The 25,835-nt window shown below is 62.3% G+C and carries 26 protein-coding genes and 2 pseudogenes; 3 read left to right on the top strand and 25 right to left on the bottom strand.

Annotated elements, in window-relative coordinates; all coding sequences use genetic code 11:
- Positions 1-64: 64 nt before the first annotated feature.
- Positions 65-2,203, top strand: a complete 2,139-nt coding sequence (locus NKI85_RS23405; protein WP_352778153.1) for a putative bifunctional diguanylate cyclase/phosphodiesterase — start codon at positions 65-67, stop codon at positions 2,201-2,203.
- A 62-nt stretch (positions 2,204-2,265) separates the two neighbouring features.
- On the opposite strand, the gene NKI85_RS23400 is transcribed toward NKI85_RS23405, so the two are convergent.
- The 23 genes and pseudogenes from NKI85_RS23400 to rpoZ all read right to left on the bottom strand — a co-directional run bounded on the left by NKI85_RS23400 (position 2,266) and on the right by rpoZ (position 22,822).
- Positions 2,266-2,538: a DUF3303 domain-containing protein gene (locus NKI85_RS23400; RefSeq protein ID WP_352527928.1), complete on the bottom strand. Its 273-nt coding sequence runs from the start codon at positions 2,536-2,538 to the stop codon at positions 2,266-2,268.
- Between the two features lie 21 nt (positions 2,539-2,559).
- The gene (locus tag NKI85_RS23395; protein WP_352527930.1) at positions 2,560-4,023 is read right to left on the bottom strand and encodes a RimK family ATP-grasp domain-containing protein; all 1,464 of its coding nucleotides are present in this window, start codon (positions 4,021-4,023) and stop codon (positions 2,560-2,562) included.
- Positions 4,020-5,126: a peptidase C39 family protein gene (locus tag NKI85_RS23390; RefSeq protein WP_023677756.1), complete on the bottom strand. Its 1,107-nt coding sequence runs from the start codon at positions 5,124-5,126 to the stop codon at positions 4,020-4,022. The genes NKI85_RS23395 and NKI85_RS23390 overlap by 4 nt, the downstream gene beginning before the upstream one ends.
- A gap of 208 nt (positions 5,127-5,334) precedes the next feature.
- Complete coding sequence (locus NKI85_RS23385; RefSeq protein WP_352527932.1) at positions 5,335-6,129, bottom strand: anti-sigma factor family protein; 795 nt, start codon at positions 6,127-6,129, stop codon at positions 5,335-5,337.
- Positions 6,126-6,644 (bottom strand): sigma-70 family RNA polymerase sigma factor, encoded by a 519-nt coding sequence (locus NKI85_RS23380; RefSeq protein ID WP_352527934.1) that lies wholly within the window; start codon positions 6,642-6,644, stop codon positions 6,126-6,128. Before NKI85_RS23380 ends, NKI85_RS23385 begins: the two co-directional genes overlap by 4 nt.
- Positions 6,645-6,772: 128 nt before the next feature.
- Entirely contained in the window at positions 6,773-7,231 is a 459-nt protein-coding gene (locus NKI85_RS23375) for a type II toxin-antitoxin system VapC family toxin (RefSeq protein ID WP_352527949.1), read from the bottom strand.
- Positions 7,228-7,470, bottom strand: coding sequence for a type II toxin-antitoxin system VapB family antitoxin (locus NKI85_RS23370; RefSeq protein ID WP_352527951.1), 243 nt, complete (start codon positions 7,468-7,470; stop codon positions 7,228-7,230). Before NKI85_RS23370 ends, NKI85_RS23375 begins: the two co-directional genes overlap by 4 nt.
- A gap of 57 nt (positions 7,471-7,527) precedes the next feature.
- Positions 7,528-10,257, bottom strand: a complete 2,730-nt coding sequence (locus NKI85_RS23365) for a DUF2339 domain-containing protein (RefSeq protein WP_352527935.1) — start codon at positions 10,255-10,257, stop codon at positions 7,528-7,530.
- 84 nt (positions 10,258-10,341) lie between these two features.
- Positions 10,342-10,860, bottom strand: coding sequence for a PaaI family thioesterase (locus NKI85_RS23360; RefSeq protein ID WP_352527937.1), 519 nt, complete (start codon positions 10,858-10,860; stop codon positions 10,342-10,344).
- Positions 10,857-11,630 (bottom strand): DNA repair protein RecO, encoded by a 774-nt coding sequence (gene recO, locus NKI85_RS23355; RefSeq protein ID WP_352527939.1) that lies wholly within the window; start codon positions 11,628-11,630, stop codon positions 10,857-10,859. Before recO ends, NKI85_RS23360 begins: the two co-directional genes overlap by 4 nt.
- Before the next feature lie 112 nt (positions 11,631-11,742).
- Positions 11,743-12,186 (bottom strand): annotated as a pseudogene (locus tag NKI85_RS23350) (porin); the annotation flags it as partial.
- 20 nt (positions 12,187-12,206) lie between these two features.
- Positions 12,207-13,149, bottom strand: a protein-coding gene (locus tag NKI85_RS23345) for an IS630 family transposase (RefSeq protein ID WP_352778149.1) whose coding sequence is annotated in 2 segments (ribosomal slippage) — positions 12,207-12,813 and positions 12,812-13,149 — 945 coding nt in all. Because the reading frame shifts where the segments join, the coding sequence is not laid out codon by codon here.
- Between the two features lie 90 nt (positions 13,150-13,239).
- A pseudogene (locus NKI85_RS23340) lies at positions 13,240-13,875 on the bottom strand (porin); the annotation flags it as partial.
- A gap of 357 nt (positions 13,876-14,232) precedes the next feature.
- Complete coding sequence (locus tag NKI85_RS23335) at positions 14,233-14,937, bottom strand: antitoxin Xre/MbcA/ParS-like domain-containing protein (RefSeq protein ID WP_352530334.1); 705 nt, start codon at positions 14,935-14,937, stop codon at positions 14,233-14,235.
- Between the two features lie 369 nt (positions 14,938-15,306).
- Entirely contained in the window at positions 15,307-16,233 is a 927-nt protein-coding gene (gene era / locus NKI85_RS23330; RefSeq protein ID WP_352778146.1) for a GTPase Era, read from the bottom strand.
- Entirely contained in the window at positions 16,230-16,955 is a 726-nt protein-coding gene (gene rnc / locus NKI85_RS23325; RefSeq protein WP_352530338.1) for a ribonuclease III, read from the bottom strand. The genes era and rnc overlap by 4 nt, the downstream gene beginning before the upstream one ends.
- Before the next feature lie 4 nt (positions 16,956-16,959).
- Complete coding sequence (gene lepB, locus NKI85_RS23320) at positions 16,960-17,709, bottom strand: signal peptidase I (RefSeq protein ID WP_352530340.1); 750 nt, start codon at positions 17,707-17,709, stop codon at positions 16,960-16,962.
- A gap of 77 nt (positions 17,710-17,786) precedes the next feature.
- Entirely contained in the window at positions 17,787-18,200 is a 414-nt protein-coding gene (acpS, locus tag NKI85_RS23315) for a holo-ACP synthase (RefSeq protein ID WP_352530342.1), read from the bottom strand.
- Entirely contained in the window at positions 18,197-18,778 is a 582-nt protein-coding gene (locus tag NKI85_RS23310; protein ID WP_352530344.1) for a DUF2062 domain-containing protein, read from the bottom strand. Before NKI85_RS23310 ends, acpS begins: the two co-directional genes overlap by 4 nt.
- A gap of 216 nt (positions 18,779-18,994) precedes the next feature.
- Positions 18,995-19,405: a VOC family protein gene (locus NKI85_RS23305; protein ID WP_352778142.1), complete on the bottom strand. Its 411-nt coding sequence runs from the start codon at positions 19,403-19,405 to the stop codon at positions 18,995-18,997.
- Positions 19,406-19,474: 69 nt separating this feature from the next.
- Positions 19,475-20,053 (bottom strand): orotate phosphoribosyltransferase, encoded by a 579-nt coding sequence (pyrE, locus tag NKI85_RS23300; RefSeq protein WP_352530348.1) that lies wholly within the window; start codon positions 20,051-20,053, stop codon positions 19,475-19,477.
- Positions 20,054-20,080: 27 nt separating this feature from the next.
- Entirely contained in the window at positions 20,081-22,309 is a 2,229-nt protein-coding gene (locus tag NKI85_RS23295; protein WP_352530350.1) for a RelA/SpoT family protein, read from the bottom strand.
- 111 nt (positions 22,310-22,420) lie between these two features.
- A complete protein-coding gene (gene rpoZ, locus NKI85_RS23290; RefSeq protein ID WP_352530352.1) occupies positions 22,421-22,822 on the bottom strand; it encodes a DNA-directed RNA polymerase subunit omega in 402 nt (133 codons plus the stop codon).
- Between the two features lie 279 nt (positions 22,823-23,101).
- On the opposite strand from rpoZ, the gene NKI85_RS23285 reads away from it, so the two are divergent.
- Positions 23,102-23,683 (top strand): LabA-like NYN domain-containing protein, encoded by a 582-nt coding sequence (locus NKI85_RS23285; protein WP_292657898.1) that lies wholly within the window; start codon positions 23,102-23,104, stop codon positions 23,681-23,683.
- Positions 23,680-24,357, top strand: a complete 678-nt coding sequence (locus NKI85_RS23280) for a uracil-DNA glycosylase (RefSeq protein WP_352530354.1) — start codon at positions 23,680-23,682, stop codon at positions 24,355-24,357. Before NKI85_RS23285 ends, NKI85_RS23280 begins: the two co-directional genes overlap by 4 nt.
- A gap of 30 nt (positions 24,358-24,387) precedes the next feature.
- Here NKI85_RS23280 and NKI85_RS23275 read toward each other — a convergent pair whose 3' ends face one another.
- Together NKI85_RS23275 and NKI85_RS23270 are read right to left on the bottom strand one after the other, a co-directional pair.
- Positions 24,388-24,630 (bottom strand): hypothetical protein, encoded by a 243-nt coding sequence (locus tag NKI85_RS23275; protein ID WP_352778137.1) that lies wholly within the window; start codon positions 24,628-24,630, stop codon positions 24,388-24,390.
- Between the two features lie 388 nt (positions 24,631-25,018).
- A complete protein-coding gene (locus NKI85_RS23270; protein ID WP_352530358.1) occupies positions 25,019-25,747 on the bottom strand; it encodes a glycoside hydrolase family 25 protein in 729 nt (242 codons plus the stop codon).
- Between the last annotated feature and the right edge of the window lie 88 nt (positions 25,748-25,835).

Genomic DNA, 25,835 nt, shown 5'->3' with positions numbered 1-25,835 from the left:
AAACGGTAAATTAACCGGCAGGGACAACAGTGCCGTGGTTAACCATGGTCCATAGGCGCGCCTCATGCCCGTTGCCGGTTTCAAGGCTGGTTCGTCCGTCCGCCGACGGGGGGCCAAAGGCGTCGGCCTGCCGCAACGGATTGAAGACGAGCTGCGCGAACAAAACGAACGTTTTTCGGCAGCGGTCGAGAACATGTCGCATGGCCTGTGCATGTTCGATGCCGATGAGCGGATGATCATCTGCAACAGGAACTACATCAGCATCTTTCGCCTCGACGCCGAAGTGGTGCGGCCCGGCATCCGGTTTTTCGATATCCTGCAACACAGCGTGGACATCGGCATCGCCTCGCAAAGCGCTGAGGAACTCTATGCCATTCGCAAGCCCTATATCGACCGGGCTAAACCTTCCACCTATGAGGAAACGCTTGCAGACGGGCGTATCGTCAACATTTCGCACCGGCCGCTGGCGTCAGGCGGTTGGGTATCGATCTACGAGGACATCACCGAGCAACGGCGCGGCGAGCAGGAGTTGAAGGAGCAGCACCGCCGTTTCGACGCGGCACTTGCCAACATGTCGCAAGGGCTTTTGATGTACGATGCTGACGGCAAGCTGATCGTGCGCAACGAACGTTTCCTGGAACTTTACCATGTCAGGCCGGTCGACTTCCCGCTTGGCATGAGCCACCGTGACGCCTTCAAGCGGCTGCTGGAACTGGGCATTTATACAAAGCTCGACCTCGACAGCGAAATCTTGCAAATCGAAGCCTGCCTGCGGGTGGGCAAAACACACGTAACGCATCGCCATCTCGCCGACGGCAGAACGCTGCTGGTTGCGCGCCGGCCGATGAGCGGCGGCGGCTGGGTCGCGACGTTCGACGACGTCACCGAGCGCAGGCGCGTGGAAGAGCGCATGACCCACCTTGCGCATCACGACACACTGACCAACCTGCCCAATCGCTCGATGCTTCGCGAACGGCTCGACCAAGCCCTGAGTGAGACGAGAGACGGATCGCTGGCGATATTCTCGCTCGACCTCGATCACTTCAAGGCGGTCAACGATACTTGGGGCCACCCCTCCGGCGACTGGCTGCTGAAATGCGTAGCCGAACGGCTGCAACGGTGCCTGCGCAATGAAACGGACGTTGTCGCCCGCTTCGGCGGCGACGAATTCGTCATCATCCAGTTCAACCTCAAAAGCCCGGGCGACGCGGAAAAACTGGCCAAACGCATCGTCGAGATCATCGGAAAGCCGTTTCGCGACAAGAGACACGACATGCGCGTCGGCATCAGTGTCGGAATCGCGCTTTTTCCGAATGACGGCAAGGATGCCGACACGCTGCTGAAAAATGCCGATATGGCGCTCTATCGGGCAAAGAGCGAAGGGCGCAACCTCTACCGCTTCTTCGAACCAGCCATGGATGCGATGGTGCGGGCACGCCGGGCACTCGAAATCGATCTCAGGGCAGCGCTGTCGCGTCGGGAATTCGAGCTGGATTTCCAGCCGATCATGAACATCGCCTCCGGCGAAATCGTCGGCGCCGAAGCCTTGATGCGGTGGCGTTCGCCGGTGCGCGGCCTGGTGCGGCCGGACGATTTCATTCCGGCCGCCGAGGAGACCGGGCTGATCGTGCCACTTGGAGAATGGGCGCTGCGAAAAGCCTGCACGAGCGCAGCGGGCTGGGCGCCTTTGCGTATTGCGGTCAATGTCTCGGCCGTGCAGATCAAAAGCGGCACCTTTGCCCGCAGCGTCATCTCGGCACTGGCGTTCTCGGGCGTGCCGGCCAACCGGCTTGAACTGGAAATCACCGAAACGGTGCTGATGGACGAGAGCGATCTGGTGCTTAAGACACTCAGGCAGCTGCGCGATCTGGGCGTCCGCATCGCGCTGGACGATTTCGGCACCGGCTATTCCTCGCTCGGCTATCTCAGGCGCTTTCCCGTCGACAAGATCAAGATCGATCGTTCCTTCATCCGCGATATCGACAGTCGCGATACCGCGGCAATCGTGCGCACCATCATCGGGCTTGGCGCACAGCTGGACATCACTGTCTCCGCCGAAGGCGTCGAGACGGAAGCGCAGTTGGAGTTCCTGCGAAAGGAGGGCTGTGTCGAGGCTCAGGGCTATCTGATCGGCGTGCCATCGAAAGCGTCCGATATCGACCGGCTGCTGAGGTCGAGCGCAGCGCTTAGCAGCAGCGGCTGAGCGCAACACGGCCGGCCGAGCCAAAGCGCCTAAGGTCATCAGCGCTGAGGTTCCCTCCCGGGTCAGAGGTGCCCGCTCAATGCCTCAACCATGTCCTTGTTCGTCGCCACAGGAACAATCTCGAACGCCACCAGATCCGCCCATTCGATGACCCACCGCTGCAGAAGCGTGACGTCATCGGCCTCCACCAGCAGGAAGCAGCGGCTCATATCCGCCGCGATCCAGCTGTGGTGCACGAGAAGCGCGTCCGGCTTCAGGCGGCCCTGGTCGCGGAAGCGACGGTAGATCTCCTTGCGGTCACAGCCGCGAAAATCCTCGGTCACAAAAAACAGCATCTCTGTCCCCCACTCGGATGGTTATCGCCCCGGCCTGTCCAGCCGCTCCAGGAACCACTGGGTCAGCCGCACCCAGACCTCGTCCTTTTCGCCAGAGTCTTCCCAGCCGTGGTCGAGGTTGGGGTTATCGTTGACCTCGATGACGAAGACGCCGTCCCTGGTCTCCTTGAGGTCGACGCCGTAGAGGCCGTCGCCAATGCAACGCGCCGCGCTCACCGCCGTCTCGACGACATGGGCCGGCGCTTCCTTCAGGGTGAAGGTCTTGATGCCGCCCTGGTCGGGCTTGCCGTTGGCCTTGTGATTGACGATCTGCCAATGTTCCTTGGCCATCAGATAATGGACGGCAAACAAGGGCTGGCCGCCGAGGACGCCGACGCGCCAGTCATATTCCGTCGGAATGAATTTTTGAGCGATCAGGAGGTCGGAATCCTCCAGCCATTCGGTTGCGAGCGTCTTCAACTCGTCGAAGGTGCCGCATTTCTTGACGCCGCGCGAAAACGAGGAGTCCGGGATCTTCAGCACCAGCGGGAAGCCCAGCGTCTGCGCCGCAAGTTCCAGATCCGAAGGGCCGGCTATCATCACCGTCGGCGGCACCGGAACCTTGTTGTAGGTCATCAGCTCGTTGAGATAAACCTTGTTGGTGCAGCGGATCATCGACAGCGGATCGTCGATGACCGGCATGCCTTCCTGCTGGGCGCGGCGGGCAAAGCGGTAGGTATGATTGGAGATCGAGGTGGTCTCGCGGATGAACAGCGCGTCGTAGTTGGCGAGCTTGGCCAGATCCCGCTTGGTAATCGGCTCGATTTCGACGCCCATCTTTTCGGCGATCTTGGCCCAGTGGCGCAGCGACGAAATCTCCGACGGTGGCAGTTCCTCATGCGGATCGACCAGCGTGGCGAAAGTGTAGCGCGCCGGCGTGCGGCCCTTGGTGTCGCGCCACTCGCGGTTGGTGTAGGTCTCCAGGCACTGGAGAAAGTGCGTTTCCTCGTCCTCGGTCATCCTCGCCAAGGGATGGAAGCCGATCTTGCGGATCGAGGCCCATTCGGCGCTGTCCCTGATGTGGACCTCGAGCGCCGGGGCACGGAACCAGTCGAACAGGAGTTTGGCGAAGCGATCCCAGATCCTGGATGGTCCGATGCCGAAGAAGATGCAGACCTTCTGCGGGAAAGCGCCGCCCAGGTCCTTGCGGCACTTGTTGAGTGCGAGTTCGAGTTCCGGCAACGCGTGCTCATAGAGCTTGCGCTCCGACAGGTCGATCATCGTTTCGACAGTTGGGATGACCTTATGGCCGCGCGAACCGGCGAGCAGCGAGGCGTAATAGCCGCGGCTCTGGTAGCCGTAATTGTTCGACAGGTTGATGACCTTCGGCCGCTGACCGCGAAACAGTGCCGGATGGGCAAGGTAGTCGCGGTTGGTGATGATCTTGTGCGGCGTCGCCACTTGGTCGAGATCGTTCTGCCGGCCGGTAAGGATGACCCAGGTCATTGGCTGTCGCGCTTTCCGAGAGTGATGGCGGCGCGCAATCCGTCGCGGCCGAATTGCGCCATGTTCATGAAGATGCCGTAAGGCACGGGAATGTTGGCCGCATCGAGGATCGTCTCCTGCCGCTCGTCCTCGACCCAGGGGTCATGGATCAGGATATGATCGCCGTCGTCGCCGATGGCCAATACCCAGTGCGGGACCTTCTTGCCGAACATCAGGAAGCCGCTGATCAGGACCAGCACCAGTTTTCCCTCTGCAATCGCAGTGCGAATGTCGTCAAGCCCGAATGAGCGGTAATTCACCGGGATGCCGTAAAGTTCCGCGCGGCGGCGAAAGTCGACTTGCGCCAGCTCCATGACCCGGCGCTTATCTTCGCTGCGCACCGACTGCAGGAACAGCGCGCCGTAGAAGGAGACATAGATCTCAGCAGCAAGCCCGCTCTCATAGCCGGCGACGGCCAGCCCGAACGGCTCGCAGCCGCCAGGGCCGGACATCATGAAGACGGTCGTCGCCTCGCGCCACAGCCGGATTTCCATCACCGGATCCGGCACGAAGCCGGGGTCGAAGTTAGCCATCGCCATCATCAGGCAGCATGGTCCGCATGTGAATTCGCAAGTCTGCTGATAAAACGGCACTTCGGTGGCGACCGGAATGTCGCCGCGCAAGGTCTTTTCGTAGCGGAGCGCCGTGGCGCCATCCTCGTAGTAGTCCGGTTCGCGACCGATCTTGCGGTAGCCGCTCTGCTCATAGATCTGGATGGCGCGCGGATTGTCCTCGCGGACTTCCAAACGAAGCATCATGCGGCCGTGCTCGAAAGCAGCGGCTTCAGCCTCCTCCAGCAGCAGGCGGCCAACGCCACGGCCGCCGAAAAATGGACCGACGGCGATCGAATAGAGTCGTGCGACGCCGCTGCCCTTGCGAAACAGCACGACCGCATAGCCGGCGACGTGACCATCGTTCTCGCCAACCAGCAGTTCGGCGGTGTCGCGTTCGATCAGTTGGCGAAAGGAGCGGCGAGAAATGCGGTCGCTCGAGAAAACAGCTTTTTCGATGGCGGCGAGGTCATCGACGTCGGACGCGCGGGCCTTGCGAATCTCGGCAGGCATGCGGGCTCAGAAAACCTCGATTGGGTTGTGGAAACGGCCCTAGTCTAAACATCGGTCACACCAGCCGAAGCGCCAGCATCTAGCAAGCGCTATCGCACCTCGATTAGGGCCGAATTGTGACAGTTTTGATGGCAAGCAGGTCGCGAAAGGCTTTGAATGACCTCCCGTGTTTCGGCATCGGCGCGGCTCCAGAAAAATGAAGTCCTGTTCAGCTTTCCAAGCCTGCCACAAGCTGGCCATAGGCGCTCTTGGCCACTGCGGCCAACCGCTCGCGCGGCAGCGAGCCGACAACGGCGCAGCCATAACCCTTGTCCAGCCAGTAGACGGCCTCAGGACCGTCTTCCTCCGACCCATAGGTGCCCTTGGCCTTGGCCGCCGATTCGGCCGTGACGAAGAGCGATATGCGCTCGCCTTTATCGTCCTCGTAAAGCAGCATCGCGGCCTTGCCCTGGCCGGCAGGCAGCAGCCGGCCACCGACCAGCTGGAATCCTTGCGCCGCCAGATCCGGCGCGACGAGCTTCAAACCCACCTGGTTCGACAACCAGCTCTGCAAATGATCCCTGTCGCTTGCCGGCACTTCCACCGCGTGCCGTTTTTCGGCGGCATAGATGACGTGGGCGGCGATCGCCTCTTCGGCAAGCTGGTCCTCGGCCGTATTTTCCAGACCGACGCGGCCGATGCCGGCAAGGTAGCCGCCAGCACCGCCAATCACCAGGATGGCGGCAGCGGCGGCCGCAAGCCACCAACGCGAGCGCGACGCCGCCGCTCTGACCACCGGCGCCTCGCCGAGCATTACCCTGCTCAGCCGTACCGGCACGGGTTCGCTCAGCACGCCGTTGAAGGCTGCGCGCAACGCTGCCCGGTCGGCGGCGTAGCGTGCGCTCTTGGTCTTCATCTCGGCATTGGCCTCGAGCCATGCCTCATAGGCCGTCCGCTCATCGCCCGGCAACTCGCCATCGAGAGCCATGTGGATGTCGCGTTCGGAGAAATCGCGCCGGCTCATTTCTCGACGATCCTTATAGACCGGCGGCGCGCGGCATCATCCAGCAGCGTGCGCAGTTCCTCACGCCCACGCGCGATGCGCGACATCAAAGTGCCGGCGGGGACGCCAAGGATGTTGGCGGCTTCGGCATAGGAAAACCCTTCGATGGCGACCATCACAAGTGCCGCGCGGCGGTCCGGGCTGATCGCCTGCAGCGCGTCGACGATCTCGCGCGAGGCGATGCTCTCGACCTGCTCGGCGGGTGCTGCCTGCGCCTCACTCGCCTCGAGCGGCAGCATCGCTGCCTCACCGCGCCGGTTCACCTTGCGCATCTGGTCGATGAACAAATGATGCATGATCGTAAACAGCCACCTCCTGGGGCTTTCTCCTGTCTGCCAATTGTCGAGCCGCACAAGTGCCCGCTCGAGACAATCCTGGACGAGATCGTCGGCGGAATCGCGGTCGCGCAACAGCGAGCGTGCATAGCGGCGCAGACGCGGTATTTCACCAAGGATTGCTGCCTTCTTTTCGTCCATGACCGCTGGTTCTGGAGCCCTGTCCGCAGTGATTGAACGCGCCTTCGCGGCGCGGCGCAAGCGGCCAGCGCGAAGCGGTCGGCCGCCCCGGTCACCCAAGCAACTGAATAACGCTGCCGGTGACAGGTTTATTCCCGGCGGGCATCCGATTGTCGAAACGCCGGTTTAGGCGCCAGATCCGTCTGAAGAAAATCGTCGCCCTTGTAGAGCAACGGAAGATCGAGGGCCTTTGCACAGGCGTAGGCGAAGCAGTCGCCAAGATTGAGATCGGCCGGATGACCAACCGCCTTGCCGTAGCGGATGCTCGCGTCGATGGCGCGCGCGCCGATGTCCTCGTCGATAGGCACATTGCGGGCGCTGATTTCGACAATGAACGAATCGACCAGATCGCGCGCCGCGGCGAGCATTTCGGGCGTCGGCTTTTTGGAAACGGCGTTTATGCGCCCAAGGGCAAGTGTCGCCTCGAGCCGAACAAGTGCGGAAATATGCAGCGGACTGCCGGCACCCGAGATTCGCTTGAGCAATTCCGCCCACCCCGGTTCCTTGGCGAGAATGGCGACGATGACCGACGCATCGACGAACATCAGTCTTCCCACATCTCGTCGGTGAATGCCTTCATGTCGAAGGTGGGATCGGACGGCCCCAACGCAGCATACTTGGCCTGTAGCACCGCAATTCTGTCGCGCAGGGGCTTGCGGGCGCGGTTGCGCTCGAGCTCGTGCAAAAGCGCGGTCCGCACTGCTTCCGTCTTGCTCGGGGCGTTCGTCTCACGCTGCAGTTTTGTGGCTAGCGCATCCACCTCGTCGTCGCGAATATAGAGGGGCAAATTGAATATCTCCTCTGGAATATTCATATATTCCATCTTGAATATTCATGCAACCCTTTACGTCTCTTTCGCCGCACGTGTCAGCAGCCTCTGATAAAACAAGCCGATGCCGATGAGCACCGCGCCGAGGCCGATGAAGGACAGCGCCCGCAACACGCCTTCCAGCTCCGACATGTCAAAGATGAAGACTTTGAGCACGGCGACCGAGATCAGCGCCGCCGACGCTATGCGCAGCGCCTGCGACTTCAGCCAGACACCGGTGGTGAGCAGCACCACGCCGATGATCAGCCACAGTGCCGAATAAGTATAGGTCTCGAGCTGGCCGAGGCCGCTCCACAGCCCGATGAACTCACCCTTGAACAGGCGCCTGACTGAAAGCGTGGCATAGGCAAAGGCGAGCAGCGCCGCCACCACCGCCAGCATCGCCGCATACCATTGCGGCCGCTTGTCACGGGCATAGAGCGCCAGTGCGCCTGCCGCAACCGCCGGCAAGAGGTAGGCAAGGAACAGAAGGTTGAACGCCGGAATGCTGCCGGTCGATTCATCCGTCAGCAAGGGGTTCAGCGCCAGAAAATGCTGGACGACGATGAAGGCGACCGAGACCACGCCCGCTGCGATCGAGCCGTAGCGCAGCACCGAACTTGGCGAGCGCATGTCGATGGCGACCAGGATGGCACCGGCACCGATGGCGATCAGCGTGTAGATCGCCTGTTCGGCGAGCGTCGCGGCAGCCGTGTCGATGACGCCTCCATGCATGGCATGGCGCACCAGCATGGCGACGGTGAGCAGAGCAAACAGCGCGGCGCCGGCCTCCATGGCGAGGCGCGGCCGGCCATTGGTGGTGCGGGCTAGCTGCCAGGCGGCAAAGCCGAAGGCGAGCGCCGGCCCGCCATATCCAATCAGCAGCCAGTTGAACACCGGTGTTTTCGACAGGAACTCGGCGCCGACGATGGTCGGGTCGAAGGCGACACGGCCGAGCACTGCAATCACCGCACCGACCGAAATCCAGCCAAGCGCCGGATAGGTACGCCAGCGCGTTGCCAGCGCCGGCACGACGGCGGCTGCTCCGAGCAGGATAGTTGTCCAGCCGGAGCCAAAGGCCATGTGCAACATCAGCAGGCCGGCAATCGCCGCGCCGCCGAGCGCGAAGGAGACGGCAGCGCCGCCGGTCAGCGGCGGCGCTTCGCCGCGCGCTATCCATTCGCCGCCGGCGACGAAGACTCCGACCAAAACGGCTGCGACCGCCGCATAGGCAAGGTCACGGTCGAGATTGCCGAAGGTCAGCCAGAGCGCCAGTAGGATGACCAGTGGCGCGACAGCGCTCCAGGCCGCCCATGTGGCGGCGCGCAGCCAGCCAGGGGCCGCAAAACGGCGCGCTGCCCAGAAGCCGGCGCCGATGAAGACCAGGCCGAGAGCGATACCGACCCTGAGCATCAAGGCATCGGACGCCACAACCGGCAAGCCGTCGACACCGAGAGCGCCGCCCGAAAAATCGGCAGCGATCGTGGTCGGCGGGATGATGCCGAGATAGACCAGCACCGTCGCCAGTCCGGCGGCGTGCAGCAATGCAAGCGCCCGCGGCCGGTAGAGCGCCACCGCCACCAGGGATGCGATAAGGGCAGCACCCGGCAATGCACCGCGGATGGCGACGAAGGCCGGATCGACGAACAGGGCCAGCGCCGAGAGGCCGACGAAGAAGCCCGGCGTGATCGACGGCCAGTCGAAGCCGCTGCCGGATTCCGCTTCGCTGCGACGGCCGAGCCAGACGAAGGCGAGCACGGCCAGTGTCACCACGTCGATGAAGAGAATGACGGAAAGCTTCGCCCCCGGCGCGTCGGTCATGTAGAAGATGGTCCAGATGCCCGTGGCGACGAAGGCAGCCGCCATCAAAAGCTTCCAGTCGCGGATGCGGGCGATGACGCCGGCGGCGGCAAGCACGATCGCCAGATAGCCGAACAGCGCCCATGGATTGGGCGCCTGCGAGGCGACCAGCATCGGCGTCACCATGGCGCCGAGCAGGCCGACGCCGGCCAGCGCCTGACCGTGGACCAGGCTTGCCGCGATCGTCGCCACCCCGATGGCGCCGAGCAGCGTGAAAGCGAGCGCCGGGCCGATGAAGCCGTAAATGCTGTACGCGGCGTAGACGGTGCCGAACAGGATGAAGGCGCCGGCCGCCGTCAGGATCGCCGGGATATAGGCACCGGCAGCACCTTGCACCGGCACCTTGAAGCCGGTGCGCCGGATGAACTCGCCGCCGGCGACCAGCACCAGCCCGAGTGCCGCCGCCATGGCAAGCCGCACGCGTGGCCCGAAAATGCCGGCCTCGATGGTGTAGCGGATCAGGAATAGGCCGCCCAGCGCCAACGCGATGCCGCCAACCCATACCGCCCAGCGAGTACCGAGAGCCGTTTCGACGTCGGACTGGCGGGCGGCTTTCGCCGCTGCCGCCGGTTGCGCCGAGTCCGGCGCGGACGACGCCGTGGTATCGGCGTTCCAGGGTCCGGATGTCCCCTCCCCGATACCGGCTTCGGCCTCTGTTGCCGATGCCGCGGCCGTCGGCGATGAGGCTATGTCGGCAGCAACCGTAACCGGGGCTGCGGCATCCGCCGGTTTGCTGTCGTTTGCAGCTGGTTCCTTGGCTTGCGGCGGCAGGACAGGCGCGCCCGAAAGCACAAGGCTGCGCAACGCGCCAAGCTCGCGCTCGATCAGGCCGATGCGGCTCTGTTGGCGTGAAATGATGACGAACAGCGCGATGACGGCGACGAGGCCAATCAGGCTTTCAAACATGGCGGTTCCCCCAAACCAGGCCAGTTGTCACTGACATTCAGCCTTCAGTGACATTCAAATGCGGCGGCCAAACGGCCGGTCCATTCAACGTGCCGCCAGATTGGCCGCCGGAAAGATCGAGCATGTTTCGGTGCCGAATGCCAGCAGCTTGCCATTGGCATCCTTCAGTGCCGCTTCCGAAACCGCCAGCGTGCGGCCCTTGTGCACCACTTTGCCTTCGCACACCACCTCGCCGGTCCTTGGCGTGATCGGCCGCGTCAAATTCACCTTGAACTCCGCCGTCGTATAGGCCTCGCCCCTGGCGAGCAGCGTCTGCACCGCGCAGCCCAAGGCCGAATCCAGCAGCGTCGCGGCCCAACCACCATGCACGCCGCCAAGCGGATTGAGGTGGCGCTCGTTCGGCACACCGCGAAACACCGCGCGTCCTTCCGACACTTCGACAAGGGCGAAATTGAGCTGGAAAGAGATCGGCGGCGCCGGATATTTGTTGTCGATGATACGCTGGAGCAATTCCAGACCGGTGTATTCGAGGATGTCGTCGTGCGGAATGGTGCCGAGGCCGAGCGGCGAAACCCGGCCGGGATAAAGTTCCACTTCGCTCATCTGGTGGTTTCCCCAGCGGCGGTTTCTCCGGCGTTCGCCTTGGGTGCATGATGCCTGCGCAAGGCGGCAAGAAACCCGGCGCGGGCGCCAGGCGGCTCGATGCCGCGCGGCTCATAGACATGGCGGGTAAAAAAGAAGCCGGTCAGCCGGAAGGCATCCTCGATCGCCGCCGGATCGGCGCGCAGGCCCGAACCACGCTGCAGGAAGGCAGGCAGCGCCAGCATCTTGTCGCGCCACGGCGCGCCCGCCGCCCGCGACACGGCGCGGCCGGATTTCGGCGAGACGTAGGCAAGGTCCTGCCTGGTGCCAGTCGCCGCACACTGGCTGAGATCAAGGCCGAAACCGAGTTCGTCGAGAACCAGCAGCTCGAAGCGGGCCACCAGCTCGCCGGCGGCATCGGCATCGTCGAGATGGGCGATCATCACCGCAAGCGTCTCATAGAGAGCGCCATGGGCGTCGCGCTCTGGCAGCAGGCGCAGATGCGCGGCCATCGTCTGCAGGCCGTAGATTGCAACGGCTGTGTCCATCAGCCGGGCGGCATTCATCTCGATGGCCTCAGCCTGGAAGGTGCCCAGATGCTCGTCGAGCCGCGCCCGCCATAGCAGCTCGACGCGGTTGCCTGGTTGCAAGACCGGCTGCTGCTTGCGCGAACGGCCGCCGCGCACAAGGCCGAGATGGCGGCCATGCGCACGTGTCATCACCTCGAGAATGGCGCTGGTTTCGCCATGCTTGCGGGTGCCGAGAATGATTCCCTCGTCGCGCCATTCCATGACGAGAGCTTGTCACCGGTTGGATGGCGAAATCAAGATCAGCGGCCTATCCACCGGAAACGAAACGGCCCGTAGCGATACACCACGGGCCGTTTGCAGATATTCAGCTCGATCAGAACGAACGCTGGAAGCGGAAGATACCACCGATTGCGTCGGCATCGTCGGCATCGAAATTGTCGAAATAATCGAGTTCGGCGGTGATCGTGTAGCCAGGAACGATCGTGTAGGCGACGTTGGCCGCCACGGCGAAATCTTTTTCGTCGGTATAGGAGACCTGAGCATTCAAAGAGGTCTTCTTGTTGACGGCATAGCTGCCGCCGCCCCAGACGGCAAAGTTGCCGATCCATGGCTTATAGAAGTTGACGGCGCCGTGATCGTCGCTGCCGTAGCCCGCCATCACGAACAGGGTCAGGTCAGTAATCGGCTTGACGTCGAGGCGAACTTTGCCGGCCCATTCTTCCCACGCGCTGTTATAGGCGCCCACCGCGGTGATCGCACCCCAGTCGCCCTTGTATTTCACCCCGCCGACGACAAACGGAACGTAGCTGTCGATCGACTGGCTAGAGCGCGTCCTGTTTAATCCGGTTCATATCCTGCGGCTTTGAAGTAGTTGGCACATTCGGCTGGGGTGAAGAGGTCGACGACCGCGCCGACCGTGTCCCACAGAGCCTTGATGGTTCTCTCGGCCTTTGCTCGCAGCAGCGCCTTGAGTTTGGCGAAGGCGTTCTCAATCGGATTGAAGTCGGGACTGTAGGGCGGCAGGTAGAGCAGGCTCGCGCCTGCGGCCTCAATCGCGTTGCGCACGCCCGCGGCCTTGTGGGCGGGCAGGTTGTCCATGACGACGACGTCGCCCTGCGACAATGTCGGGACCAGCACCTGCTCGACATAGGCCAGGAACACGTTGCCGTTCATGGCGCCGTCGTAGACGAAGGGCGCAGTCATGCCCGTCAGCCGCAGCGCTCCGGTGAAGGTCGTGGTCTTCCAGTGGCCATGCGGCACGCCGGCCCGGCAGCGCTCGCCGCGCGGCGCTCTTCCACGCAGGCGGGCCATCTTTGTGGAGAGGCCGGTCTCATCGATGAACACGAGCTTCGCCGGATCGAGATCGAGCTGGCCGTCGAACCAGTCCCGGCGCCGCTTCAGGATGTCGGGGCGATCTTGCTCCAGTGCGTGCGCGGACTTTTTTTAATGTCCAGCCGTGGCCGCGAAGCCAGGCGCTCAAGGCGCTGCGGCTGATCCGCACCGACTGCTCGGCGCTGAGCCGCTCCACCATCTCGTTCAGCGTGATGTCCTTGTGCTCCTCGATCAGCCCGACGATGAAGGTTTCATGCGCATCGAGGCTGGAGGCGCGGCGGCGGCCCTGCGGGCGTGGCGCCAGTTCGCCGATCTTCGCCCGCGCAATCCAGCGGATCGCGCTGGACACTCCCACGCCGAACCGCGCCGCCGCTTGCCGCGCCGACATGCCCTCGTCCGAAGCCTTCAAGACCCGCGACCGAAGATCCCCGCTCAATGCTCTTCCCATCGTCCACCTCCATCGAGGTGGATGTTGAATCAGCACAAAACGCAGCTGTCACATCACAATCGATTCATCGATCACAGGACATGCTCTAGCGCCGGAGCCCGTCTCAAGCGAGGCGACTGCCGTAAACCCGTTGCCGGCGTCAAAATAGTAGCTGATCAGGTTAGTGTCCTTGGTTCCGTACGGGATGATCGTGTCCTGGATGACGTTGCCGGCGTAGCCGATGAACGAATCGTAGACAGTTTCATCCTTGCCGACGCGGAGACCTCCAAGCTGGATCCAGGCGAAGTTCAGGGTAACCGCCTTGTTGTCCTGCACGCTGAAATCAACACCGTTCACGGTCACTTTGGTGTTGCCGAAGTTGAAACGGGTCTCGGTGTAGGTCTTCAACGTGCCAAGCTCGGTTTCCTGGCCGGTCCACGTCTTCAAATTGAAGCGGGCATTCTTGTTCCAGGTCTGCTGCTCGTCACCGTCCAAAAGGTCATGTGTCGTCGCGCCATCGAGAACGCGGCCGGCGTCGCCGAAGCTGGCGTCATAGCGGATATAGCCGCCGATGCGCAGGCAGGTCTCGGTGCCGGGAATATAGAAATAGCCGGCGCCGTAGACGTCGCAAATCTTGGCGTATTCGGCGGGTTCCGGCTCGGCGACCACAACAGCGTCGGCGGCGCGCGCGCCGGAGACCGCGACGAATGCCGCGGCTGAGCCGAGAAGAAGGCTCTTGATATTCATTTTCTGACCTCTCCAGTCAAAGTTAAAAATGGCTTTGTATCCGTGGTTGAACGGCTGAACGCCTCACCCACGTCGAAAAAGGCGCGCACCGCACCCCTCTTCAGGCGGCGAACATACTCATCCTCGTTCTAGTTTCAATGACGATTGATGAAATAATCAACGTTTGTACAACAGAACAAATCCATGTTGCACAAATATTACTTATTATTTTCTTCAGAAATCTCCCGCGGCATAAACGGGACATTGTCACAATTGTACGAAAATATACTTTCAATTATCCGGCAATCAATTGTGTTCGGCGAAAATTTCTTTTTTATGCCTTCTTTTAGGAATAAACTTCCGAAGTGGGCAGAGAAATCAAGCCAACTTTACCATCGCTGCGTGCTGTGCGGCAAGAACGACTTCCGCGACCAAATCCTGTTTGAGCATTTCAATGGGAATACGTCCGGCAAGGCCGGGCGCAGGGCCGATCAGCCACGCCCAGGCACGCCGCTGATCGGGCATCGCGAATAACACTTCGTTGATACCCGGAGCCGGCCTGCCGTCGACGAACTGCGCCAGAGGAAATACATGTTTGCGGCCACCGGTGCGCAACGCAACGACCGTGCCGCTTCGCTGCCAACGATGCAGGGTCGAGCGCGATATGCCGAAATTCTCTTGCAGGAATGTCGAGCCTGCGACCCGACCGGCCCAGTCCTCGACCCGTATCGCGTCGAGGTCGCCCGCTCCGGCTAGCGGTTGGATGTCTGCCCCTCGGCCTCCGTGCGCCGTCGACAGAGGCGTCCGGGCACTGCGTTCCATAGCTTCGGCTGCCGATATCCGCACGAACCGCAACGCCATGCCGGGCAATCTTTCCTGCATGGTGTCGATCGCCCTGATGTCGGTCGGCGCAAGCAGGGCGACGGCGGCGGCAACGGCGCCGGCGACCCTGCCCGCTGCAACGATCGCATCGCTGTTCGTCACCTTGCTTTGCCGCGTCAGCGCCCGCTCGATCTCAACAGCGACGGCGTTTGCAAACTCGATCTGACGAATGGGGTCGATGCGATTCCAAGTCCTGGTCATGTCCTAAATCTGGCTGCTTGCCCGCCTGTCCAGTTTGCTCGGAAGCGGGTCTTTCGCACAGCCTATAGGCAGGGTGTATGACGGAGAGACAACGAACGGGAACCGTGCACGATCGCAGTATCGGTAGGAGTTCCAGTCGGTCTAACTGGCCGGTTTTGCATGAAATATCGGAAATTTCTCAGAACCCGCTCGGGATTTCCCGTCGCGCCGGTACCAATGAGGAACGGGTCGACCGACGTGGTCGACCCATGGCCTCCCGGAATGATTCGGCCGGCTGTTCAAGATGCAAGTCCACCGATCGGGCAGCCCGGCGACCGCTCAGAACCCTGAGGCGACCAACAGGCCGCTCGGCGGATCGCCCAAACAGGCTCAGTGCGGAAATTCGAGCCCCATTTCGCGGTAGCGCTCGGGGTCGTCGCCCCAGTTTTCACGCACCTTGACGAACAGGAAGAGGTGCACCTTCTGTTCGAGGATGCCTGCTATTTCCATGCGTGCCGCCTGGCCGATGGCGCGGATCGTCTCGCCCTTATGGCCGAGCACGATTTTCTTCTGGCTGTCGCGCTCGACATAGATGGTCTGGTCGATGCGCACCGAGCCGTCCTTCTTCTCTTCCCATTTCTCGGTCTCGACATGGGAGGAATAGGGCAGTTCCTGATGCAGCCTGAGATAGAGCTTTTCGCGGGTGATCTCGGCGGCGAGCTGGCGCATCGGCAGGTCGGAGATCTGGTCTTCCGGGTAGTACCAGGGTCCGGCCGGCAGGGTCTCGGCGAGATAGTCGAGCAGGTCCTTGCAGCCGGATCCGGTCAGTGCCGAAACCATGAAGGTGCGCTTGAACGGCACCCTTTCGTTGGCTGCCGCCGACAATGCCAGCAGCGTCTCGTGCTTGACCCGATCGACTTTGTTGAGGATCAACACCATCGGCTGCCGGACATCCTTCAGCCGCTCGAGGATGGCGTCGGCATCGCCCCGGATGCCGCGCTCGGCGTCGATCAAGAGCAGCACGATATCGGCGTCCTTGGCACCGCCCCAGGCTGTGGTCACCATCGCCGTGTCCAGCCGGCGCTTCGGCTTGAATATGCCCGGCGTGTCGACGAAGACGATCTGCGCGTTGTTGTGGGTGGCAATGCCGCGCACGATCGCACGGGTGGTCTGCACCTTGTGGGTCACAATTGACACCTTGGCGCCGACCAATTGGTTGACCACCGTCGATTTCCCCGCATTGGGCGCGCCGATCAGCGCGACGAAGCCGGAGCGGGTGGCGGGAGCTTCTGTTGCCGGTGCTTCGGTGGCGGTCATGCGGCACTCCCCTGATTAAGCCAGACGCCTTCCCGCTGCAGAAGTGCCGCGGCTGCAGTCTGCTCCGCCTCGCGCTTGGAGCGCCCACTGCCGGTCGCCGGCGGATAGGCGCCGACCTTGACGCTGACGGTAAACAGCGGATCGTGGTCCGGTCCCTCGCGGCTGTCGATTATGTAAACCGGCACTGCGCCTGCCGCCTGATGCGCCCATTCCTGAAGTTCGGTCTTCGCATCGCGGCGGGCGGCGTCGATGGCTTGCGAGCGCGGCTGCCAGTATCTGTGGATGAAGGCACGGGCCGCTTCCAACCCGCCGTCGAGATAGAGCACGGCGATCAGTGATTCCAGTGCATCGGCGCGCAGATTGACGCGCTTGCGCCCATCAAGGCCGCGTACGTCCGAACCGGCGCGAATGAGTTCCGGCAGGCCGATCTGCTCGGCGATTTCCGCCAGGGCCTCGGCGTTGACCAGCGCGTTCAATCTCAGCGACAGCTCACCCTCGGCAGCGTCGGGAAATGCCGCCAGCAGCATATCGGCAACGATAAGGCCGAGAACGCGGTCGCCGAGGAACTCGAAGCGTTCGTAGTCGATGCCGGCATGACTGCCGCGAGCACTGGCATGGGTCAGCGCACGCTGCAGGCGCTGATGGTCGCCAAAACTGTGGCCGGTGCGCTCCCTAAGCGCCTCGGCGAGCGCATCGGCGGTCAGCCGTTTCGTCGCCGCCATGGTCCTAATTGACGAAATGGAACAGGCGCGAGGCGCGCATCAGCGACGGCCATTTCCAGATTTCGAGCGGGCTGGCGCTGCCGGCGATGGAGAAGAAGATGAGATTGGCACGGCCGACCAGGTTCTCCTCCGGCACGAAGCCGACGGTGAAGCGGCTGTCCGACGAGTTATCGCGATTGTCGCCCATCATGAAATAGTGACCGGGCGGCACCTTGAACTCTTGGGTATTGTCGCCGATCGAAGCCTGCGTCAGGTCGAGCGTGTCGTAGGTGACGCCGTTCGGCAGCGTCTCGCGATAGACATCGACCGGGTAGGGCTCTTCGGTGATGTCGTGGTTGTCGATCTGCCCGACCTTGACGCGCGGCACACCGACGTCATTGATGAAGAGCTGGCCATCCTTGACCTGGATCTTGTCGCCCGGCAGGCCGACTACTCGCTTGATATAGTCGACGGAAGGGTCCGGCGGAAACTTGAACACCACCACGTCGCCGCGCTTCGGCTCGGAGCCCCAGATGCGACCCGAAAAGATGTCCGGCCCGAACGGCAGCGAATAGCGGGAGAAGCCGTAGGACCATTTGGTGACGAAGAGATAGTCACCTTCGAGCAAAGTCGGCCGCATGGAGCCGGACGGAATCGAGAACGGCTGGAACAGGAGCGTGCGGATGACCAACGCAAGCAGCAGGGCCTGGACGATGACGCTGACGGTTTCGCCAAGTCCACCGGATTTCTTCTGGGTTTTTTCAGCCACGCTCATGTCGTCCTCGATTGTGCGTTGGATGGTATAGAGTCTCGGCGCGCGCTGGGCAACGTCATGCCGGTGGTCAGATGCAATCAATGTGGCGCTTCTTCGACCGGCAACGCTTCAATGATCACAAAAGCTTGAGCGAGCGGAAAATCATCGGTGATGGTGAGGTGGATCACGGCGCGGTGTCCTTCAGGCAGGATTTCGCCCAGCCGCGCTGCCGCCCCGTTGGTCAGCGCCATGGTCGGCTTGCCGCTGGCCAGGTTGACGACTCCCATGTCGCGCCAGAACACACCCTGAGCAAGACCGGTACCCAATGCCTTGGCGCAGGCCTCCTTGGCAGCGAAACGCTTGGCGTAGGAGGCCGCACGCGCCGCGCGGTTTTCGGAGCGCGCCTGTTCGATCTCGGTGTAGATGCGTTGGATGAAGCGCTGGCCATGACGTTCCAGCGACTTCTCGATGCGTCTGATGTCGATGAGGTCGCTGCCGATACCGATAATCATTCGGCGGGAACTTCCGGCCCGGTTTTTTCAACCTTTGCCGCTCTTTCGGCCAGACGCTTGCGGCGCTGCTCGTGGAAAGTGACCATGCCCCAGCGGGTGATGCCGTAAAACAGCAGGCCGAAAACCAGGCCGAGCGGTATTGCGCCAATCGTCATCGGCTTCAGCACCGGTCCCCACAACTGCGCAAAGGAAAGATTATGCAGCATGTCGCCGAGATGCGCCGGTGGGCCATGCGCCGGCAGGTGTTCATGCAGGATCAGCTTGCCGACCTCCCAGGACGCGGCCCATAGCAGCGGAAAGGTCAGGGGGTTGCCGAAGACCGTGCCAAGTGCTGCCGCGACCAGATTGCCGGCGATCAGCCAGCACAGGATGGCGGCAATGATGAAGTGGAAGCCAAGCGGGAAAAAAGACGCGAATACGCCCGCCGCAACACCGGCGGCCACGGCATGCGGCGTGGCCCTAAGACGCAGGATGCGTTTGGAGAAATACCGCAGCGAGCGCGAGAACGAGCGGCGCGGCCACAAGTAAGTACGCACCCGCTCGAAAAAACCATCAGGCTTGCGGCGTCGAAAAAGCACTCTGTTCCTGTTCCTAGTTCCATGAATGGCTTCGCGCCGGCTTTTCCCAGCCGGGCGCGACAGCGGTCGCCGAAAGGCAACTACCACTTTGATATAGCGATGCGCTGGCCGAAGAACAACGAGGCCGACGGCATCCGATCGGTCGCCACCTTGCGGCAGCCCTGGGTATCGCCGTTCTGAACAGGGCATGATCGCGGCGAATTTGAGGAGCGCCGCTTAGGGTCGATATTCGCTGACCTCGACGAGGTTGCCGTCCGGATCGCGAAAATAGACCGACATCATCGGGCCACGGGCGCCGACACGCTCGACCGGGCCGACCTCTATGGCTACGCCATTGGCCGCGAGGCTGGCACATATCTCGGCGAGCGGCCGGGCGGCAACGAGACAGAAATCGCCTGAGCCCGGCGTCGGCGCCTTGGCCTTCGGCTCGAAGGTGCGCCCGACCTCATGCAGATTGATCTTTTGCGTTCCAAGCAGCAGCGCCGTTGGTCGGTTCGGCTCGTCGAGGCGCTTGAAGCCAAGCACGCGCTGATAGAAGGCGCAGGTGTCTTCGACGGAGCGAACCGTCAGCACAAAATGGTCGATACCGGCAATCACGGCAGCGCCTCTTGACTTGTTTTTATGCATGTCGTTGTCCCAAAACCGCTACACCATCCTCGATTCAAGCCCGAGGACAAGCTTTTGGGGCGATAGGCATCAGATGTTGCGGCTTCCCGGCTTGATCGCCGGTATGGCGGCGAGCTCGGGCGGCAGCCTGTCGGCCGGATAGGCCGGAACCTCGTATTCGGCGAGCGCGATCAGCGGCACGCCGACATCGGTCTTGCCGGCTGAGCGGTCGATGATGCACGCAGCGGCGACGACCTCCGCGCCAAGTGCGCGCAGGCAGTCGATGGTTTCGCGGATCGACAGGCCGGTGGTGACGATGTCCTCGACAATGACGACGCGCGATCCCTTGGCGATCTCGAAACGGCGGAGCCTGAATTCGCCCCCTTCCCGCTCGACCCAGATCGCCGGCGCGCCTAGATGGCGCGAGGTCTCATAGGCCGGGATCAGCCCGCCGATCGCTGGGCCGACGATATAGTCGATCCTGCCGGGCACGCCAGCGCGGATCTTTTCGGCCAGCGCCTTGCACAAGCGCTCGGTCTTGTCGGCATGCATGAAAACGCGCGCCTTCTGCAGGAAGACCGGGCTGCGCAGGCCGGACGTCAGGATGAAATGCCCTTCGAGAACGGCGCCGGCCTCGCGGAAAATGCCCAGCACTTCGTCGGTGTCCATCTCTGCCTCTTCCAACACATTGGTGGTCTAGCCGTTGACGCGTCGCGCGTCGCTGACGCTCGAATTGTCCTTTAGCTGCGATAGCAGCCGGTTCAAGTGCTTCAGGTCCCACACTTCGAGATCGATCAGCATTTCGGTGAAATCGGGCGCGGTGCGCACCATCGACAAAGTGTGGATGTTGGCGTCGTTGGATGCGACGACCTGCGCAATGTCGGCCAGCGAACCCGGTGCGTTGATGGCGGTGACCGAGACGCGCGCCGGGAACCGCTCCTTGGTGCGCTCGTCAATATCCCAGCGCACGTCGATCCAGCGCTCGGGCTGGTCGTCAAAGGCCTGCAGCGCCGGCGACTGGATCGGGTAGATGGTGATACCGGTTCCCGGCTGCACGATGCCGACGATGCGGTCGCCGGGCACCGCCCCTTCCGGTGCAAAGCGCACCGGCAGGTCGCCGCGCACGCCACGGATCGGCACCGCATCGTCGCGCGGCTGGTTCTTGTCCTTGCGTGCGGCGCGGCCCGGAATCTGGAACAGCATGCCGGCGGCGTTGCGGATCTTCGACCAGCCCTCCTCGCGCTGCTTGGGCGCGACCAGCGTGACGCGCTCGTCCTTGTAGTCGGGAAACACCGCCTTCATCACGTCGGTGGAGGCAAGTTCGCCGCGACCGACCGAGGCCAGCACATCCTCGATGTCCTTGCGCGCCAGCCGGTGCAGCACCGGCTTCAGGCTTTCCTTGGTGAAGGTCTTGCCGGACCGTTCGAAGGCGCGCTCCAGAATGCGGATACCGAGACCCGAATATTGCTTGCGAATAGCGTTCTTGGTGGCGCGGCGGATGGCCGAGCGCGCCTTGCCGGTAACGACCACCGATTCCCACGCCGCCGGCGGTACCTGTGCCTTCGAGCGGATGATCTCGACCTCGTCGCCGTTCTTCAGCTCCGTCATCAGCGGCATGATGCGGCCATTGACCTTGGCGCCGACGCAAGTGTCGCCGACGTCGGTGTGGACGGCATAGGCAAAATCGATGGGCGTTGCGCCGCGCGGCAGCGCGATCAGCATGCCCTTCGGCGTAAAGCAGAACACCTGGTCCTGGAACAGCTCCAGCTTGGTATTTTCGAGGAAATCCTCGGGATTATCACCTTCGGCAAGCTGCTCGATGGTGCGCCGCAGCCAGGCATAGGCATTGGTCTCCTTCGAGATCGCATGGGCGGCACCATTCATCTTGCCGCCGGTATCTTTATAGATCGAATGAGCGGCGACGCCGTATTCGGCAATCTTGTTCATCTGATAGGTGCGGATCTGCAATTCGACGCGCTGGCGCGACGGGCCGACGATGGTGGTGTGGATCGAGCGGTAGTCGTTCTGCTTCGGCGTCGAGATGTAGTCCTTGAAGCGGCCGGGCACCATCGACCAGGTGGTGTGGATGGCGCCGAGCGCGCGATAGCAATCGTCGACCGTCTCGACAACGACGCGGAAGCCGAAAATGTCGGACAGCTGCTCGAACGACAGCGCCTTGGCCTCCATCTTGCGGAACACCGACCACGGCTTCTTTTGCCGGCTCTTGACCTCGGCCTTGATCGAATATTTGTCGAACAGCGTGGAGAGCGCTTTCTCGATCTCGGACAGTACGCCCTTGTTGCGCTCGAAGATTTCGGCGAGCCGTGCGGTGACGGCGCGGTAGGCTTCCGGATTGATGAAGCGGAAGGCAATCTCCTCCAGCTCCTCGCGCATGCCTTGCATGCCCATACGGCCGGCCAGCGGCGCGTAGATGTCCATCGTCTCTTCGGCGATGCGCAGGCGCTTGGCTTCCGGCACATGGTCGAGGGTGCGCATATTGTGAAGGCGGTCGGCCAGCTTGACCAGAAGCACGCGAACGTCTTCCGAGATTGCCAGCAAAAGCTTGCGCAGGTTCTCCGCCTGCTCGGCCTTCTTCGAAACGAGGTCGAGCTTCTTCAGCTTGGTCAGGCCTTCGACCAGCTTGCCCATTTCCGGGCCGAACAATTCGTCGATCTCGGCCCTGGTCGCCGTGGTGTCCTCGATCGTGTCGTGCAGCAAGGCAACGGCGATCGTCGCCTCGTCCATGTGCATTTCGGTGAGGATGGCGGCGACTTCGAGCGGATGCGAGAAATAGGGATCGCCGGAGGCGCGCTTCTGGTGACCATGCTTCTGCATGGCGTAGACATAGGCCTTGTTGAGCAGCGCCTCGTTGACGTCAGGCTTGTAGCGCTGGACGCGCTCGACAAGCTCATACTGACGCATCATGGGCGGGATCTCGCAATGCTGAAATGAATCATGCGCCGCACTGACGTACGGCGCATGTCATAGATAGCCACGAAACTGCCGACGCGAAAGTGTCGGCAGTTGTTGCTAAGATCAATAATCGTCGCTTTTTTCCGGCGGCACCAGACCCTCGATGCCGGCCAACAGGTCTTCTTCGGTCATGCGATCGAAGGTGACGTTGTCCTCGGCGTCGTCGGCATCGGTGGCCGCAACAGTGCTGCCGGTCTGGTCGGCAATCGCCTCGCCATCGGCTTCCGGCTCGTCGACCTCGACATGCTTCTGCAGCGAATGGATGAGATCTTCCTTGAGGTCGTCCGGCGACAGCGTCTCTTCGGCGATTTCGCGGAGCGCAACGACCGGATTCTTGTCGTTGTCGCGAGGTACGGTAATCTGCGCGCCCTGGCTGATTTGACGGGCGCGGTGACCGGCCAGGAGCACCAGCTCGAAGCGGTTGTCGACCTTGTCGATGCAATCTTCAACGGTTACGCGGGCCATGAGTTGCCCCTTTCATGCCTGGATTTGATGGAAAACAGGCGCGGTCCATAACCCGAACGCCGCCAAAATACAAGCTTTTATGGCAGTCCGCAGCTCTGACGCAGGCCGACCGCGACGATGCACCGCCGATCACAATTGCTTGCGGTGCCGCATGACGCCTTGGATTGCCGTAAAACTGGCGTTATCTCGAACGATGAAGGCCAACAGCTCTATTATCAGACCGGCCGATAGTCGCCACGCATTTAGACGACCGCTTATTTCGAAAAAGGACATTTTTCCATGTTCGATCCTCGTGAAAAAATCGCTCTCTTTATCGACGGCGCCAATCTCTACGCCACCTCGCGCGCGCTGGGCTTTGACATCGACTACCGCAAACTTCTGTCGAGCTTCCAGAAACGCGGTTACCTGCTGCGCGCTTATTACTATACCGCGCTGGTCGAGGATCAGGAATACTCCTCGATACGGCCGCTGATCGACTGGCTCGACTATAACGGCTTCAAGGTGGTGACCAAGCCGGCCAAGGAATTCACCGACTCGACCGGTCGGCGCAAGATCAAGGGCAATATGGATATCGAGCTGACCGTCGATGCGCTGGAGCTTGCCGATGTCGTCGACCATTATGTCATCTTCTCAGGCGACGGCGATTTCCGCACGCTGGTCGAGGCGCTGCAGCGGCGCGGGCGCAAGGTGTCGATCGTCTCGACCATGGCCTCGCAACCGCCGATGATCTCCGACGATCTGCGCCGCCAGGCCGACCATTTCATCGACTTGATGACGCTCAAGAATGAAGTCGGCCGCGATCCGTCGGAGCGGCCGGTGCGCCGGCCCGAGCCGGCCGAAGTCGACGAGGAAGACTATTGACGGTCGTCGCCTTGACCGCGCCCCTGGTCGTCTCGCCGGAGCCCGATCGCAACTGCCCGCTTTGTCCGCGGCTGCACGACTTCATCGCGCAATGGCGGCAGCGCGAGCCGTCCTGGTTCAACGCGCCGGTGCCGACCTTTTTGCCACCGGAAGGCGAGGATGCGGTGCGCTTGCTGATCGTCGGGCTGGCGCCTGGCCTGCGCGGGGCGAACCGGACGGGGCGCCCCTTCACCGGCGATTATGCCGGCGACCTGCTCTACAACACGCTGATCGCGCACGGCTTTGCGCGCGGCGAATTCACGGCGCGACCAGATGACGGGCTGGAGCTTGTCGGTACGGCGATTACCAATGCTGTGCGCTGCGTGCCGCCGGACAACAAGCCGGTTGGCGCCGAGATAGCGACCTGCCGGACGTTCCTGGTGCCGACGATCGCGCGGTTTCCAAACCTGCGCGCTGTGCTGGCGCTGGGCTCGATCGCGCACCAGTCGACCGTGCGGGCGCTCGGCCAGCGCGTCGCCGTCTATCCGTTCCGGCACGGCGGCCAGCAGCAGGCCAACGGTGTCACGCTGTTTTCCAGCTACCATTGCTCGCGCTACAACACCAATACGGGCGTGCTGACGGAAGCGATGTTCGTCAACGTCTTCAGCCAGATAGAAACTTTTCTGAAGACATAGAGTCGGGCGCGGCCCGCCAGCGTACAAGGCTTAGATTCGGGCAATCGCGAACAACCAGGCCAAGAGATCCAGCAACCATAGAAACAGTGCGAACTGCAGCGCGACGCGCAGGCGTTGAATGATCCGCCAATTGCTGGCCATGTCGGATTTGATGCGCAACGTAAGCGCCCGATGCATCCCATCCACGGTTGCGGGAGGATCCTGATCGACGAAGTCCTGGAGCAGCTGCTCTGGATCGAAACGGAACGTATAGTTGTAATATGGCCACAACATAATCGCGACCGAGCAGTCCGATAAGAAAAAGCAATGTCAGCGCCAGCCAGTCCCAAGGCCCTATGCCATCCAGGAGCGCCCTGCCTCCAAGGAGAGAACTCGCGAACGCAGTTGCGAAAATCAGATTTCCAGCGCGCGTATTGAGACTTTCAACCACGCCCTGCTGGTGTTGGAGGCCGCGCCCGCCTCCGCGTAGACAAATGCCAAGCGGGGATCGCCGCCGTCCGTCGCAGCAGGCGGGGCGTTGCTGTCTTTGGCTGATGAAGGGCGCTCCGGCATCAAATGTACTTAGCACGGTGCCGCCTGCGATATGAATAGCTACATTTGCGAAGGCTTCGTCGTTCCGTCTTCGCGCCACTGAGGCTGCTCTCGCTGGACAGGAATAGCGTCAATCCGACGACATCGCTTCAGGCCCTGCGGCAAACAACGCGGCCAGCGTCGCCGGCCCACCCTGGAGAACATTCAGGTCGACGTCGCCGCTGATGCCGTCGACGCGGCCCCGGTTGTGGTACTGCCAATAGATCCAGTCGTCGTGGCCTGGCCGCAGCGCCAGCGAACGCAGCCAGCGCGGGCGGCCGGCTATCTGCCCGGCATAGGCTTGCGCCGCCTCATCGGTCACATAGAGGATCGCCGTCTTGCCGAACGCTGCCTCCACGGGGCCGAGGAAGGCGGCGAGTTCGGCGCTCAGCTGTTCGGGGGTTGGCCGCTGCGGGCAATTGCCGCCGAATTCGATGTCGACCACCGGCGGCAGCAAAGGCTGATCACGCGGCACCACCGAGATGAAATTGCGTGCCTGATCGGCACCCGGCCTGCAGAAGGTGAAGAAATGATAGGCACCGACGACAAGGCCGGCGGCGCGGGCCGCGCGCAAATTGGCGGCGAAGACATCGTCGACATGGTCGCCGCCTTCAGTTGCCTTGATAATTGCGAACGCGACATCGTCGGCGGCAACACGCCGCCAGTCGATCTGCCGCTGATGGTGAGAAACGTCGATGCCCCTGACCGGATATTTGCCGCGATCCGGAGAAAACGTCTGAAAGTAGGTATAGCCGCCGGCCAGGACGAGGCCCGCCAGGAGCAGACTGGCCGCGCCCCACAAGACGATCCGGTTTTTCAAACGAGACCTATCCCTATTGGTCCGCCCTGCCCTCCGCTATGGCTCCGGGCGTTCGTCGCTCGAAAAGCCAAATCGTTGGCTTTTCGTC

This window comes from Mesorhizobium sp. M0571 (assembly GCF_040320985.1).
Lineage (GTDB): Bacteria > Pseudomonadota > Alphaproteobacteria > Rhizobiales > Rhizobiaceae > Mesorhizobium.
Note: the sequence above shows the minus strand (reverse complement) of the source record. Positions and strands in the feature narration are given on the sequence as shown.

What these genes read in the sequence shown, in the direction of transcription:
- NKI85_RS23405 (WP_352778153.1), top strand. Translation starts at nt 65, where the DNA reads ATGCCCGTTGCCGGTTTCAAGGCTGGTTCGTCCGTCCGCCGACGGGGG.
- NKI85_RS23400 (WP_352527928.1), bottom strand. Translation starts at nt 2,538, where the DNA reads ATGCTGTTTTTTGTGACCGAGGATTTTCGCGGCTGTGACCGCAAGGAG.
- NKI85_RS23395 (WP_352527930.1), bottom strand. Translation starts at nt 4,023, where the DNA reads ATGACCTGGGTCATCCTTACCGGCCGGCAGAACGATCTCGACCAAGTG.
- NKI85_RS23390 (WP_023677756.1), bottom strand. Translation starts at nt 5,126, where the DNA reads ATGCCTGCCGAGATTCGCAAGGCCCGCGCGTCCGACGTCGATGACCTC.
- NKI85_RS23385 (WP_352527932.1), bottom strand. Translation starts at nt 6,129, where the DNA reads ATGAGCCGGCGCGATTTCTCCGAACGCGACATCCACATGGCTCTCGAT.
- NKI85_RS23380 (WP_352527934.1), bottom strand. Translation starts at nt 6,644, where the DNA reads ATGGACGAAAAGAAGGCAGCAATCCTTGGTGAAATACCGCGTCTGCGC.
- NKI85_RS23365 (WP_352527935.1), bottom strand. Translation starts at nt 10,257, where the DNA reads ATGTTTGAAAGCCTGATTGGCCTCGTCGCCGTCATCGCGCTGTTCGTC.
- NKI85_RS23360 (WP_352527937.1), bottom strand. Translation starts at nt 10,860, where the DNA reads ATGAGCGAAGTGGAACTTTATCCCGGCCGGGTTTCGCCGCTCGGCCTC.
- recO (WP_352527939.1), bottom strand. Translation starts at nt 11,630, where the DNA reads ATGGAATGGCGCGACGAGGGAATCATTCTCGGCACCCGCAAGCATGGC.
- NKI85_RS23335 (WP_352530334.1), bottom strand. Translation starts at nt 14,937, where the DNA reads ATGACCAGGACTTGGAATCGCATCGACCCCATTCGTCAGATCGAGTTT.
- era (WP_352778146.1), bottom strand. Translation starts at nt 16,233, where the DNA reads ATGACCGCCACCGAAGCACCGGCAACAGAAGCTCCCGCCACCCGCTCC.
- rnc (WP_352530338.1), bottom strand. Translation starts at nt 16,955, where the DNA reads ATGGCGGCGACGAAACGGCTGACCGCCGATGCGCTCGCCGAGGCGCTT.
- lepB (WP_352530340.1), bottom strand. Translation starts at nt 17,709, where the DNA reads ATGAGCGTGGCTGAAAAAACCCAGAAGAAATCCGGTGGACTTGGCGAA.
- acpS (WP_352530342.1), bottom strand. Translation starts at nt 18,200, where the DNA reads ATGATTATCGGTATCGGCAGCGACCTCATCGACATCAGACGCATCGAG.
- NKI85_RS23305 (WP_352778142.1), bottom strand. Translation starts at nt 19,405, where the DNA reads ATGCATAAAAACAAGTCAAGAGGCGCTGCCGTGATTGCCGGTATCGAC.
- pyrE (WP_352530348.1), bottom strand. Translation starts at nt 20,053, where the DNA reads ATGGACACCGACGAAGTGCTGGGCATTTTCCGCGAGGCCGGCGCCGTT.
- NKI85_RS23295 (WP_352530350.1), bottom strand. Translation starts at nt 22,309, where the DNA reads ATGATGCGTCAGTATGAGCTTGTCGAGCGCGTCCAGCGCTACAAGCCT.
- rpoZ (WP_352530352.1), bottom strand. Translation starts at nt 22,822, where the DNA reads ATGGCCCGCGTAACCGTTGAAGATTGCATCGACAAGGTCGACAACCGC.
- NKI85_RS23285 (WP_292657898.1), top strand. Translation starts at nt 23,102, where the DNA reads ATGTTCGATCCTCGTGAAAAAATCGCTCTCTTTATCGACGGCGCCAAT.
- NKI85_RS23275 (WP_352778137.1), bottom strand. Translation starts at nt 24,630, where the DNA reads ATGTTGTGGCCATATTACAACTATACGTTCCGTTTCGATCCAGAGCAG.